Annotated in this window: 14 protein-coding genes; 6 read left to right on the top strand and 8 right to left on the bottom strand. The window is 70.6% G+C overall.

Annotated elements, in window-relative coordinates; genetic code table 11:
- Window position 1: 1 nt before the first annotated feature.
- From rplB to rpsJ, 5 genes are read right to left on the bottom strand one after another with little or no spacing between them, the layout of a single operon-like run.
- On the bottom strand, window positions 2-838 hold the full coding sequence (gene rplB, locus EDD93_RS06075) for a 50S ribosomal protein L2 (protein WP_024494973.1): 837 nt from the start codon (window positions 836-838) through the stop codon (window positions 2-4).
- 39 nt (window positions 839-877) lie between these two features.
- A complete protein-coding gene (rplW, locus tag EDD93_RS06080) occupies window positions 878-1,201 on the bottom strand; it encodes a 50S ribosomal protein L23 (protein WP_014154589.1) in 324 nt (107 codons plus the stop codon).
- Entirely contained in the window at window positions 1,201-1,854 is a 654-nt protein-coding gene (gene rplD / locus EDD93_RS06085) for a 50S ribosomal protein L4 (protein ID WP_073732676.1), read from the bottom strand. Before rplD ends, rplW begins: the two co-directional genes overlap by 1 nt.
- A 4-nt stretch (window positions 1,855-1,858) precedes the next feature.
- Window positions 1,859-2,503: a 50S ribosomal protein L3 gene (gene rplC, locus EDD93_RS06090; protein ID WP_014154591.1), complete on the bottom strand. Its 645-nt coding sequence runs from the start codon at window positions 2,501-2,503 to the stop codon at window positions 1,859-1,861.
- 14 nt (window positions 2,504-2,517) lie between these two features.
- Window positions 2,518-2,826, bottom strand: a complete 309-nt coding sequence (gene rpsJ, locus EDD93_RS06095) for a 30S ribosomal protein S10 (RefSeq protein WP_003948644.1) — start codon at window positions 2,824-2,826, stop codon at window positions 2,518-2,520.
- Window positions 2,827-3,332: 506 nt separating this feature from the next.
- On the opposite strand from rpsJ, the gene EDD93_RS06100 reads away from it, so the two are divergent.
- Together EDD93_RS06100 and EDD93_RS06105 are read left to right on the top strand one after the other, a co-directional pair.
- The gene (locus EDD93_RS06100) at window positions 3,333-5,072 is read left to right on the top strand and encodes an RNA ligase family protein (protein ID WP_123524187.1); all 1,740 of its coding nucleotides are present in this window, start codon (window positions 3,333-3,335) and stop codon (window positions 5,070-5,072) included.
- Window positions 5,072-7,276, top strand: a complete 2,205-nt coding sequence (locus EDD93_RS06105; RefSeq protein ID WP_123524188.1) for a poly(A) polymerase — start codon at window positions 5,072-5,074, stop codon at window positions 7,274-7,276. The genes EDD93_RS06100 and EDD93_RS06105 overlap by 1 nt, the downstream gene beginning before the upstream one ends.
- Before the next feature lie 58 nt (window positions 7,277-7,334).
- Here EDD93_RS06105 and EDD93_RS06110 read toward each other — a convergent pair whose 3' ends face one another.
- Window positions 7,335-7,544 carry a DUF397 domain-containing protein gene (locus EDD93_RS06110; RefSeq protein WP_123524189.1) on the bottom strand — a complete coding sequence of 70 codons (210 nt, stop codon included), beginning with the start codon at window positions 7,542-7,544 and terminating at the stop codon, window positions 7,335-7,337.
- A complete protein-coding gene (locus tag EDD93_RS06115) occupies window positions 7,541-8,419 on the bottom strand; it encodes a helix-turn-helix transcriptional regulator (RefSeq protein WP_123524190.1) in 879 nt (292 codons plus the stop codon). The genes EDD93_RS06110 and EDD93_RS06115 overlap by 4 nt, the downstream gene beginning before the upstream one ends.
- A gap of 163 nt (window positions 8,420-8,582) precedes the next feature.
- Here EDD93_RS06115 and EDD93_RS06120 point away from each other — a divergent pair, with 163 nt between their 5' ends.
- The 4 genes from EDD93_RS06120 (at window position 8,583) to EDD93_RS06135 (ending at window position 11,736) form a co-directional block, all read left to right on the top strand.
- The gene (locus EDD93_RS06120) at window positions 8,583-9,008 is read left to right on the top strand and encodes an ATP-binding protein (RefSeq protein WP_185092222.1); all 426 of its coding nucleotides are present in this window, start codon (window positions 8,583-8,585) and stop codon (window positions 9,006-9,008) included.
- A gap of 295 nt (window positions 9,009-9,303) precedes the next feature.
- On the top strand, window positions 9,304-10,284 hold the full coding sequence (locus EDD93_RS06125) for a helix-turn-helix domain-containing protein (RefSeq protein WP_123524191.1): 981 nt from the start codon (window positions 9,304-9,306) through the stop codon (window positions 10,282-10,284).
- Window positions 10,285-10,317: 33 nt separating this feature from the next.
- Window positions 10,318-11,196 carry a hypothetical protein gene (locus EDD93_RS06130; protein ID WP_123524192.1) on the top strand — a complete coding sequence of 293 codons (879 nt, stop codon included), beginning with the start codon at window positions 10,318-10,320 and terminating at the stop codon, window positions 11,194-11,196.
- A 75-nt stretch (window positions 11,197-11,271) separates the two neighbouring features.
- A complete protein-coding gene (locus EDD93_RS06135; protein WP_123524193.1) occupies window positions 11,272-11,736 on the top strand; it encodes a GNAT family N-acetyltransferase in 465 nt (154 codons plus the stop codon).
- 96 nt (window positions 11,737-11,832) lie between these two features.
- On the opposite strand, the gene tuf is transcribed toward EDD93_RS06135, so the two are convergent.
- Entirely contained in the window at window positions 11,833-13,026 is a 1,194-nt protein-coding gene (gene tuf, locus EDD93_RS06140; protein ID WP_073732686.1) for an elongation factor Tu, read from the bottom strand.
- Between the last annotated feature and the right edge of the window lie 33 nt (window positions 13,027-13,059).

Below are 13,059 nucleotides of genomic sequence, written 5' to 3' on the forward strand. Positions count from 1 at the left end.
CCTAGCGCTTCTTGTTCGTCTTGCGGCGGCGGACGATGTACTTGCTCGATGCCTTCTTCGGCGAGCGAGTACGACCCTCCTTCTGACCCCACGGCGAGACCGGGTGACGTCCACCGGAGGTCTTGCCTTCACCACCACCGTGCGGGTGGTCGACCGGGTTCATCGCAACACCGCGGACGGACGGGCGAACGCCCTTCCAGCGCATGCGACCGGCCTTGCCCCAGTTGATGTTCGACTGCTCGGCGTTGCCGACCTCGCCAATCGTGGCGCGGCAGCGGGCGTCGACCAGCCGGATCTCACCGGACGGCATACGAAGGTGGGCCATGGTGCCCTCCTTCGCCAGCAGCTGCACGGAGGCACCCGCGGAACGGGCGAACTTCGCGCCGCCGCCGGGCCGCAGCTCGATGGCGTGGATGGTCGTACCGACCGGGATGTTGCGCAGCGCCAGGTTGTTACCGGGCTTGATGTCGGCGGCCGGGCCGTTCTCGACACGGTCGCCCTGACCCAGGCCGCGCGGCGCGATGATGTAGCGCTTCTCGCCGTCGGCGTAGTGCAGGAGCGCGATGCGCGCGGTGCGGTTCGGGTCGTACTCGATGTGCGCGACCTTGGCCGGCACGCCGTCCTTGTCGTGACGACGGAAGTCGATCACGCGGTAGGCGCGCTTGTGGCCACCACCCTGGTGGCGAACGGTCACACGACCGGTGTTGTTACGGCCGCCCTTGCTGTGCAGGGGGCGGACCAGCGACTTCTCCGGCGTGGACCGCGTGATCTCGACAAAGTCGGCGACGCTGGAGCCACGACGGCCCGGGGTCGTCGGCTTGTACTTGCGGATACCCATTTCTCAGTCCTCGTCCGATTCCGGACGACTCGACCTCCGTTAGGAGGTCGGGCCGCCGAAGATGTCGATTCGGTCGCCCTCAGCGAGGGTCACGATGGCGCGCTTGGTGTCTGCGCGCTTGCCGAAACCGGTCTTGGTGCGCTTGCGCTTACCCTGACGGTTGATCGTGTTGACCCCGGTGACCTTGACCGAGAAGACCGCTTCGACGGCCTGCTTGATCTGGGTCTTGTTGGAGCCGGGCGCGACGATGAACGTGTACTTGTTCTCGTCGAGCAGCGCGTAGCTCTTCTCCGAAACAACCGGCTTGACGAGAACGTCACGCGGGTCGGAGTAGGTCTTGCTGGTAACGGTCGCCTCGCTCATCAGGCGTCGCTCCCTTCGGTCTCAGCGGTCTGGGGGCCAGACACGAAGGACTCGAAAGCGGCCTGGGTGAAGACCACGTCGTCAGAGACGATCACGTCGTACGTGTTCAGCTGGCCCGGGTCCAGGATGTGCACCTGGGGCAGGTTGCGTGCGGAGAGCCACGCGGCCTCGTCGTTGCGGTCGACGACCAGGAGCACGTTCTTGCGCTCCGAGATCTTGCCGAACAGCGACTTCGCTGCCTTCGTGGAGACCGCGGCACCCTCGACCACGCCGGTGACGACGTGGATGCGGGAGTGGCGCGCCCGGTCGGAGAGGGCACCGCGCAGGGCGGCGGCCTTCATCTTCTTCGGGGTGCGCTGCGAGTAGTCACGCGGCTGCGGGCCGTGGACGACGCCACCGCCGACGAACTGCGGTGCGCGGGTCGAACCCTGGCGCGCGCGGCCGGTGCCCTTCTGGCGGTAAGGCTTGCGCCCACCACCGCGGACCTCGCCACGACGCTTGGTCTTGTGCGTGCCCTGACGGGCAGCTGCCAGCTGGGCGACAACGACCTGGTGGATCAGCGGAACGCTGGTCTTCGCGTCGAAGATCTCCGCGGGGAGCTCGACGGTACCGGCCTTGTCGCCTGCCGGCGAAAGGATGTCAATGGTGCTCATTACCTCAAGCCCCCTTGGCCGCGGTACGGACCAGGACGAGGCCGCCGTTCGGACCGGGGACCGCGCCCTTGATGAGCAGCAGACCCTTCTCCGCGTCAACCGCGTGGATGGTCAGGTTCTGGGTGGTGACGCGCTCGTTACCCATCCGACCGGCCATGCGCATGCCCTTGAAGACACGCCCAGGGGTGGCACAGCCACCGATCGAACCGGGGGAACGGTGCTTGCGCTGGACGCCGTGGCCGGCGCCGAGGCCCTTGAAGTTGTGACGCTTCATGACACCGGCGAAGCCCTTGCCCTTGCTCTTGCCCGTGACGTCAACCTTGACGCCGGACTCGAACACCTCGGCAGTGACCTCCTGGCCCAGCGTGTACTCGCTGGCGTCAGGGGTGCGGAGCTCCACCAGGTGGCGGCGCGGGGTGACGTCGGCCTTGGCGAAGTGACCCTTGAGGGGCTTGTTCACCTTGCGCGGGTCGATCTCGCCGAAGGCGATCTGGACCGACTCGTAGCCGTCGCTGTCGTTCGTACGGACCTGCGTCACGACGCACGGACCGGCCTTGACGACGGTCACCGGGACAACCCGGTTGTTCTCGTCCCAGACCTGGGTCATGCCGAGCTTCTCGCCCAGGACGCCCTTGATGTTCTTGCTCATCTCGGCCCGTCCCTTCAGAGCTTGATCTCGATGTCGACGCCCGCCGGCAGGTCGAGGCGCATCAGCGAGTCAACCGTCTTCGGCGTGGGGTCGAGAATGTCGATGAGGCGCTTGTGCGTGCGCATCTCGAAGTGCTCGCGCGAGTCCTTGTACTTGTGCGGCGACTTGATGACGCAGTACACGTTCTTCTCAGTGGGCAGCGGCACCGGGCCCGCGACCGACGCACCAGTGCGGGTCACCGTCTCGACGATCTTCTTCGCCGAGGAGTCGATGACCTCGTGGTCGTAGGCCTTGAGCCGGATGCGGATCTTCTGTCCCGCCATGGCTACTAGTAGTCCTGTCTCTCGTAACGCTCTGGAACCCGGGGTTCTCGATACTCCGCCTCCGACCCACGCGGTCGGGCGTGTCGCATCCCCTCTACGAAAATCTCCCGAAGGAGATCCCAACCAAGGGGGTGCGGGCCTGAGACCGCGAATGCCGGGGGAGGAACCCCACCGGGTGCCTGGCCGGTGGCACACATACGCTTCCCGAAAGATTCCCGTACGTCCGGCCCGCATGGGGCCGACGAGTACCGTGGGACTCGCTTCCGGTCCTCCCGGCGGGAGGCGCGCAGCATTGACACTCAACCGAGCAACCTGGTCAGTGTGCCATACGGGGCGTGAGCCTGGCCAATCGGCCGGGGATCTTACCCCCCGGGGTCCGAGGGTCAAACGCGGGCACGCCTCCACCACCTCCGTTCGGCTCCCCCCGGCGGTTAAATCGGTCGAGCGCCTCCGCTCCCCGCCCCTACAGTGACCGGCCGGGGCGGCTACCGACGGGGGCATGGAACATGCGTACGCACTATCCGCGGACACCGCATCTGCCCTGGTCGCCCGGGGCCACCTCGGACGACGTACGGCTCACCGGCCGCGCGGACCTCGCCGGCCTCACCGGCTCAGAGGTCGTGGTCACCGAGAAGATGGACGGCGAGAACACCACGCTCTACGCCGATGGACTGCACGCCCGCTCGCTCGACTCCGCGCACCACCCCTCCCGGGCCCGCGTGAAGGCGCTCCAGGGACGCGTCGGCTCCCGCATCCCGGCCGGCCGGCGGATCTGCGGCGAGAACATGTTCGCCCGTCACTCCATCCCGTACGACGACCTGGCGGGCCACTTCTACGGCTTCTCCGTCTGGGACGGGGACACCTGCCTGGACTGGGACCGCACCGTGGAGGTCCTGCGCGACCTCGGCATCCCGACCCCGCCGGTGCTCTGGCGCGGGGTGTTCGACGCCCGCGCGGAACGGACACTGCGCGCCCTGCGCCTGGACACCGGACGCCAGGAGGGCTACGTCGTCCGCCCCGCCGGGACCTTCGCGGCTGCCGAATTCGGGCGGCGGGTGGCGAAATGGGTGCGACCGGCGCACGTCGTCACGGACACGCACTGGATGCACGCCGCGGTCGTGGAGAACGGGCTGGGGCCGTCCGCCGCCCTCTGGGACGTACGTTCGGGCGCCCCGGTCGACCCGGTGGCGCTCGGCGCCGCCGCTTCGGCCGGGGCCGGTGACGCACCGGCCGCCCTCGCCGCGGCTGTGGGCACCGCACCGGGCGCCGGTGCACCGCCCGACGCGCCCGCCGCCCGCGCCGCGGCCGACGCCCTGGACGCGCAGGGCCTCACCGGCGACGACCGGCTCGCCGGGGTACTGGCAGCGCTGCTGCACCGCACCCGGCGCGCCGCCCTGACCCCCGCGCTGACCGGCCCGCTCGGCATGCCGCCGGCCCGGCGGATCGCGGACCTCGTGGGGCTGGCCCCCTCGCTGCACCGCCCCTACCCGGACGAGGAGCGGCGCGCCGGACTGACGCGGATGTCGTTCGCCGCCCGGCTGCCGGTGCTGCACGCGGTGGCCGGCGCGCTGGCCACGACCCCCGAGGCCCGCGAACAGGTGGAGTGGTCGCAGCTGCACGCCCAGGAGGTACGGGAACCCGCCGGGCTCCGGGAGGCGTTCGACGGGCTGGAACCGGCCGCCGCCGACCGCTGCCTGGCGCAGGCCCGCCAGGCGTACGCCCTGGGCCGGATCAGCACCGCGCAGGAGGCGGTGGCCGCGACCTGGCGGTGGCGGGACGGGGACTTCCCTCGCCTGATCCACCTCGTCGGCCCCTCCGGCAGCGGCAAGAGCACCTTCGCCCGCGCCCTGCCGGACACCGACACCTGTATCTCCCTCGACGACCTGCGCCTCGCCCGAGGCTCCCGCGCCGACCAGAGCGCCAACACGGACGTCCTCCGCGAGGGGCTGCACCGGCTGGAGGAGGCGCTGGTGCCCGGCGCCACCGTGGTCTGGGACGCCACCTCGCTCAACCCGCACCAGCGCGGACTGGTGCACGCGGTCGCCCACCGCCGGGACGCGCTGCTCACCCACGCGGTGGCCTGGGCCGGGGAGGCCGAGCTGACCGCGCGCAACGCCCGCCGGGCCCACCCGGTGCCCCCGGAGGTACTGGAATCCCAGCTGCGCCGGTTCGTGCCCCCGTACCCGGGTGAGGCGCACCGCACCTGGTACATCGGCAGCAGCGGAACAGTGGAGGACCGGGCCTGATGCGTACGAGCGAGGAGATCTACCACCGGGTCCGCTGGGACCCCAGGTTCGACCCGGCGCGCTTCGTCCTGGGCGTCGCCCAGCGCGGCCGCGACCCCAAGCGCGTACCGCTGGAGCGGTTCACCCCGGGCGGGGACATCCCCTGGCACCGGGTGCTGTTCTTCGAGGCGGACGGCGAGACGGTGTGGGACCGGGCCTCCGGCGCCGACCGGATCGACGCGACGGACGCCGGCCGGCTGCGCACCCCGCGCCTGCTGCCCTCCCCCTACTTCACCTCACGCACCCCGCACGCCTTCTCCCCCGCGACCGGTGCGTGGGAACCCGCGCCCGCCCGACCGCCCGGTCTCCCGGGCCCCCTGACCGTGCTGACCTGGAACACCCTCTGGGACCGGTACGACAGCGACCGGATCGACACCGCCCGCCGCCGCCCCCTGCTCCTGGACGCGCTGCACGCGGCGGACGCGGACGTCATCGCGCTCCAGGAGGCCGAGCCCGCGCTGCTGGAGCTGCTGCTGGCCTCCGGCTGGGTGCGCGAGCGGTACGCGCTCGCCACCGAACCGGCCTCCCCCGACGTACGGGACTGCGGACTGCTGCTGCTCAGCCGGCTCCCCGTGCGTGAAGCGGGGCTGCACGTACTCGGCCCGCACAAGGCCGTGGCCGCCGCCGTCGTGGACACCGCCGAGGGGCCCGTCACCGTGGCCGTGACCCACCTCAGCAGCGACCACTCCCCCGCCGGCGCCGCCCGCCGCGACGCCGAACTCGCCCAGCTGGCAACGGGGTTGGCCGGGGTCGGGGGCGAGGTGCTGCTCGTCGGCGACTTCAACGACGGCGGCGACCGGCCGCAGAGCCGGCTCGCCATGGCGGACGCCTGGCACCAGGTGCACGGCCCCGCCGACCACACCCCGACCTTCGACCCGGCCGCCAACCCGCTGGCCGCCGTCTCCTCACTGTCCGGCCGCGTCTCCCGCCTCGACCGGGTGCTGCTGCGCACGGAACGCCTCCGGGCCCGCACCGCGACGCTGACCGGGGACACACCGGGCCCGCAGGGGCTGTACGTCTCCGACCACTACGGGGTGCGGGTGGAGCTGGGCCCGCCCGCACCAGCGGCAACGGAAGGAGTCGCGGACCGGGTCGCCGCAGCACTCCCCGGCGCCCGGGTCCACGTCGTCGGCTCCCGGCGGATGGGCTGCGCGCTGCCCGGCGCGGATCTGGACCTGGTCGCCGCGCTGCCGGGCGACCCCGCTCCGGCAGCGGTACGGCAGCGGGTGGCCGCCGCGCTCCCGGGGGCGCGGGACCTGCGCGAGGTGACGGGGGCCAGGGTGCCCGGACTGCGCTTCCGCCTGGACGGGCTGAGCGTCGACCTGGTCACCGTCGCGACGGGGGCGCTCTCCCCGGGCGACGCGGTCGCGCGCCGGAGCGAGCTGGGCGAGGCGGCGGCGGTGGCGCTGAGCGCGGTGAGCGACGCCGAAGCGGTGCTCGCGGCGGCCGAACCGCACCGGCAGGCCTTCACCGCCCTCGCCCGTGACGTCAAGGCCTGGGCGAGGGCGCGGGGCCTGGACTCCGCGCCCTGCGGCGGACTGCCGGGGCTGGCCTGGACCGTCCTCGCAGCCCGCACCGCGCACGAGGCCGGCGCCCTGCCGCCGCTCGCGCTGCTCCGGCACTTCTTCGCGACCTGGGCGGCGTGGGACTGGCACGCGGCGGTGGGCGGGGCTGCGGCAAGCAGTGACCCGGTCACGGTGCTGACACCGACGGCACCGGTACGTTCCTGCACCACACAGGCCTCCCCGTCGGGCCGCGACCTGCTCACCGCGGAGCTGTTCCGCGCGTGGGAGGTTCTGGAGTCTGCGCCGGAGAGCATCGACCCGCGCACCCGGCTCTGCGCCCCGCCCGCGCTACGGGACGACCACGCCGCCTGGGCCCTCGCCTCCGTCGCGGCGGGCGGCCCGGACGAGGGGCGGCTGCGCGGCCGCCTCCTGGCGCTGACCGCCGCCCTGGCCGAAGCCGGCGCTCCCGACTGCCGCGTCTGGCCCCGCCCGCTGACCCTCGGCGGCCGCACGGGCTACGCGATCGGCCTCGGCGCGACGCCACCGGACGCGCCCCGGCTCGCGGAGATCGGGGCGGAGCTGCTGCGCGGAATCCGGGACACCTCGCTGACCCCGGTGGACCTGCCCGCGCTGCGGTCGAGCGGGGACCCGGCGTACTGACAGCGCCCCTGGGCCCCGGCGTGGGACCGGGGTCAGGGGCGTGCGTGCGTACGGGGACTCAGCGGCCGGCCACGTACGGGACGAAGCCCGCCCACACGGTCGGGGCGAAGGCGAGCCGGGGCCCCGGCAGGTTCTTGGAGTCGCGCACGTGCACTGCACCGGGGGCCGTCGCAACCTCGACGCACGAGTCCCCCTCGCTGCTGCTGCTGTAGCTGCTCTTGAACCAGGTCAGCCCGGAAGCGGCCCCGGCAGAGGTCTCGCTGATCATGTCTCTCCCAGCAGTTGCTCGATGAAGGCCAACGACTCTCCTGGCGGGAGAGCCTGGGCCCGGATCATCCCACAGCGCAACTCAAGGATCCTGAGCTGCTTCGGATCGAACACCGGCCCGCCCGCGAAGGCGCCATCGGACCGCCCCACCGCAGTGCCATCCTCAAACTTCAATACCTCGACCCCGCCATCCATTCCGGCGTGGTCCTCGCGGCCGGTCGGCATCACCTGAATCTCGACATTCCGCAACTGCCCCACCTCCAGCAGTCGTTCGAGCTGTCGGCGCAGTACCACTGCGCCCCCGATAGGGCGAAGGAGAGTCACTTCCTCCTGCACGAAACTGAGCGTGGGAGCGGGCGACCTCTCAAAGACGCGCCGCCTGGCCATGCGCGCGGCCAACACCCTCTCCACTTCGTCCTCCGAGTACGCAGGCCGCCTCATCTCGAACAGAGCCCGCGCATACTCCGGTGTCTGCAACAGGCCGTGGATGTTGTGGTTGCTGTACAACCCCATCTCAACCGCCCGCTCCTCCATTTTCGCCAGCTCCCGGATCTTCTTCGGGTACCTCACCTCCGCCAGGTCCCGCTTCATCGCGGCGAGCTTCCCGCCCGCGCCCACCGCATCGTCCGCGCGGTCCAGGAACTCCGGCCGGGCGATGCGCCGCCCGCCCTCGACCTTGTAGACCAGGTCCTCCCCATAACCGATCGCCGCCCCGAACTCGGCGGCCCGCATCCCGGCCGCTTCCCGCCAGGCCTTGATCTGGCGGCCCACGGCGGCAACAACCGCAACACCCGGTTCGTCATCGGGATCGACGTCCCAACCGGGCTCGTCCGCCCCGCCGCCGTCCTGCTCCGTGCCGATCCCGTCCACACTCATCCGTGCCCCACTTCCGACGCGCGTGCCGTTCTTCCTCAACCGCCTCTGTTCCCCACACGTCACTCCGGACAGCCGGGACAGCACTGGACAAGCCCGGGACAATCACCGTACGCAAGGGCTTCGTCACTGTTCACAGTACGCAGACACGGCCACGCTGAGTGACGTGAACCAACAAACCGCCTCCCCCCAACGCCCCACCGCCGAGCGCACGTTCACCGTGCGGCTCTCCCCCACCCGGCGAGGGGCCAGGCTGGCCCGGCTCCTCGCCGTGGCCCACCTCGGACTCTGGGGCCTGCCGTCCGAGTCGGCCGCGCACATCGTCGCGGAGCTCGCCGCCAACGCCACGGTCCACGGCCGCGTACCGGGCCGGGACTTCCAGCTGCGCCTCACCGTGGGCGCGGACGAACGACTGCGGATCGAGGTCACCGACACCCGGGGTGACCGCCTGCCCGTGGCGGCGGTCCCCGACCGGCTCGCGGAGAGCGGACGCGGCCTGCTCATCGTGGAGGCCCTCGCCGACCGCTGGGGTGTCATTCCGGGCCCGGTCCCGCGCAAAACGGTCTGGGCGGAACTCGACCTCGTACCGTGACCGGACCCACCGGGTCGCGGGCGCCCACGACCCCCTCGGCCACGACCCGGTGAGCCGCGACGCGGTCGGCCACGACGTCTAAAGGCTTTTAAAGAACTCGGGAAAACAACCCAACCAAACCCCACCCGAACCCGCCCTGACCTGCGTCACTCACACGGGTGACAAATGGCAACAGAGCTGGATTTGGGCCGGGTTGACCGGCATATGCTCGCCGCGACAACCACACAACGAGACGGCCCCCGGCGAGACGCGAATCTCAACCAGGGGCCTGACCACGAGGAAGTAGCCCTTCCCAATGGATACCCAGCAGGTTATCGCGCCCCCGTGCGCCCGGCCCAGCTTCCCGGGCTCGCCCGGTCCCGGCTCCGCGCATGACGTCACGCCGACATCCGGCGTCCTCCACGTCAACACCCGCCACACCTCCGGCTTCACGGTCATCGGCAACCACCTCGCCCAGCACCACGAGCTCTCCCTCATCGCGATCGGGCTCGCCGCGCACATCCAGTCGCTGCCCGCCGGGGCGAAGGTCGGCATCAAGGTGCTCACCGACCGCTTCCCGGAGAGCAAGGCCCGCATCACGGCCGCCCTGCACGAGCTGGAAGCGAAGGGCTACCTGCACCGCAGCCGGGTACGCCTCCCCAGTGGACGCATGGTCACGCGCACGGTCTCGTACAACCGGCCCAGCGCCTCCACCGTCACCACACCGCAGCCGCACCCGCAGCCCCGTCCCCGTCGCAGCCAACCGCCGGTGCCACCCACCGCCCCACCGCCGCGCGAGGCGACCACCCCACCCGCCCCGGCCCCCGCACCCGTCCACGTACCGCCGCCCACCGCCCCCAGGACTCCGCCCCCGCCGCTCCCACGGCCGCACGCCCCCACCGACGAGCTGCACCGAACCGCTTCCGCGCTCCTGGCCGGCCTACGCCGTCACGCACCCACGCTCACCCTCACCGAGGGCGACATCGCCACCCTCACCCCGGGCATCGCCACCTGGCTCGAACGCGACAGCCACCCCGACACCATCCGCCATGCCCTCGCCACCGACCTCCCGGTCCCCGTCAAGCACCCCGCGAAGCTCCTGCGGCACCGCATCACCACCCTCCTGCCGCCCCCACTCCCCGGCACAGCAGACCTCGCCCCGCCCCGCCGCAAGGTCCTCGTCATCCCGCTCCAGAACTGCGACGCCTGCGAGCGCGCCTTCCGCTCCCCCCACCCCGGCAACTGCCGTGACTGCCAAACCGAAAAACAGGCCGTCACGCACAGCCCCACCGCATGACGCACATCCACCCTCAACCCCGAACGGACCTGCATGGTCAGCTCACCGCACGAGGCGATGCACCGCATCTTCCAGGAGTACCCGGGCCTGTTCTCCCGCGTCTCCGAAGTGCTCGGCGTAGACATCCCACCGCCCACCTCGGCCACCGTCCTGCCCACCGACCTCACCGAGGCTCAGCCTGTCGAACGCCGGGTCGACACACTCCTGCGCATCGAAACGCGAGACGAGGGCCCGTTCCTCCTCGCCATCGAGGCCCAAGGCAAGAAAGACCCGCGCAAGACGAAGAGCTGGCCCTACTACGTCAGCTACCTGCACAACAGATACGACGGACTGCCCGTCCTACTCCTGGTCGTCTGCCAGGACCACGCCACCGCCGAATGGGCCGCCCGCCCCCTCACCATCGGCCTCCGCCAATGGCCGACCCTCACCCTCAGCCCGCTCGTCGCGGGACCGCACAACATGCCCGTCATCACAAACGTGGCCGAAGCCCGCAAAGACCTCGCGCTCGCCACCCTCGCCGCCATCACACACGCCGACAATCCGGACGTCGGTGCCATACTGAAAACGCTCTCCGCCGCGCTTCGGGAGGCACCGGAAACCATCGCAGACCCCATCGTCGAACTCACCGCACAAGGCCTGGGCAACCGCCCGGCCGCACAACAGTGGAGGAACCTGGTGGCCGTGGATACCTCTTTCTACACATCCTTCATGTCAGAAGAAATCCGGGACGAAGGCCGCGCGGAAGGCCGCGCGGAAGGCCTCCTCATGGTCCTCGAAGCACGCGGCATCCCGCTCACCGACGAGACCCGCGAGAAGATCACTACCTGCACCGACCCCCAGCTCCTGCGGCAGTGGCTCCACCGCGCCACTACCGCCGCCACCGCTGAGGAAGTATTCGTCGAGAAGCACTGACCGTCGGCCGCGTCCGCCCGTCCGCTCCCCGGTCGGCCCGGGAGCGGACCGGTCACCTTCTGGCAGACTCCGGCCATGCATGCACGTACCGCTCAGGCGTGGGCACTGCGCCCCGCCACCCCCGATGACCTGGAAGCCATGGTCGAGCTCCGGGCCGTCGTGATGCGCCCGGACCTGGTCCGCCTGGGGCGCTACGACGAGGACCGGGTACGGCGGCGGATGCGCGACTCCTACCTGCCGGAGCACACCTCGGTCATCGCCGTGGACGGGCGCTTCGCCGGCTGCGTCACCCTGCGGCCGCGCGACGGCGACCGGTGGCTGGAGAGCTTCTTCCTCGCCCCGGAGCTCCAGGGCGCGGGCATCGGCTCCGCGGTCCTGCGCGGACTGCTGGCCCGTACCGACGCCGAAGGTGTCACGGTCCGCCTCGACGTGCTCCAGGGCAGCGCGGCCCGGCGGCTGTACGAGCGGCACGGATTCGTCCTGGAGCGCGAGGACCCGGTCGACGTCTTCATGGTGCGCCGGCCCGTACCCACCGCCTGACCGTACGCAGAAGGGCCCCCTCCCACCGCTTGCGCGATGGGAGGGGGCCCTTCTCGGTTGCTCTGTGCGGAGCTACCAGGTCAGACGCTCAAGTACTTACTTGAGGATCTTGGTGACCTGGCCGGCGCCCACGGTCCGGCCACCCTCACGGATGGCGAACTTCAGGCCCTCTTCCATGGCGACCGGCTGGATCAGCGCGACGTTCATGAGGGTGTTGTCACCCGGCATGACCATCTCGGTGCCCTCGGGAAGGGTCACAACGCCCGTCACGTCCGTGGTACGGAAGTAGAACTGCGGGCGGTAGTTGTTGAAGAAGGGGGTGTGACGGCCACCCTCGTCCTTCGACAGGATGTAGGACTGGGCCTCGAACTCGGTGTGCGGCGTGACCGAACCGGGCTTGATGATGACCTGGCCGCGCTCGACGTCCTCGCGCTTGATGCCACGGAGGAGCAGACCGACGTTCTCACCGGCCTGGCCCTCGTCGAGCAGCTTGCGGAACATCTCGATGCCGGTGACCGTGGTGGTGGTCTTCTCGGTCTTGATACCGACGATGTCGACGGTCTCGTTGACCTTGAGGACACCACGCTCGATACGACCGGTGACGACGGTGCCACGACCGGTGATCGTGAAGACGTCCTCGATCGGCATCAGGAACGGCTTCTCGACGTCACGCTCGGGCTGCGGGATGGACTCGTCGACGGCCTTCATCAGGTCGAGGACGGTCTGGCCCCACTCCTTGTCACCCTCAAGAGCCTTGAGCGCCGAGACCTTGACGACCGGAAGGTCGTCGCCCGGGAACTCGTACTCGGAGAGGAGCTCACGGACCTCGAGCTCGACGAGCTCCAGGATCTCCTCGTCGTCCACCATGTCGGCCTTGTTCAGGGCGACGACGATGTACGGAACGCCGACCTGGCGGGCCAGGAGCACGTGCTCCTTGGTCTGCGGCATCGGGCCGTCGGTCGCGGCGACGACGAGGATGGCGCCGTCCATCTGCGCCGCACCCGTGATCATGTTCTTGATGTAGTCAGCGTGACCGGGGCAGTCGACGTGCGCGTAGTGACGCGACTCCGTCTGGTACTCGACGTGCGCGATCGAGATGGTGATACCGCGCTGGCGCTCTTCGGGAGCCTTGTCGATCTGGTCGAAGGCCGAGGCCTCGTTCAGGTCCGGGTACGCGTCGTGCAGCACCTTGGTAATGGCGGCCGTGAGGGTCGTCTTACCGTGGTCAATGTGACCGATGGTGCCGATGTTGACGTGCGGCTTAGTCCGCTCGAACTTTGCCTTCGCCACTGGGTCCTCCTGCGGAGTGGTTCTGTACGCCTT

Source organism: Streptomyces sp. 840.1 (genome assembly GCF_003751445.1).
In the GTDB taxonomy this organism is placed as follows: Bacteria; Actinomycetota; Actinomycetes; order Streptomycetales; family Streptomycetaceae; genus Streptomyces.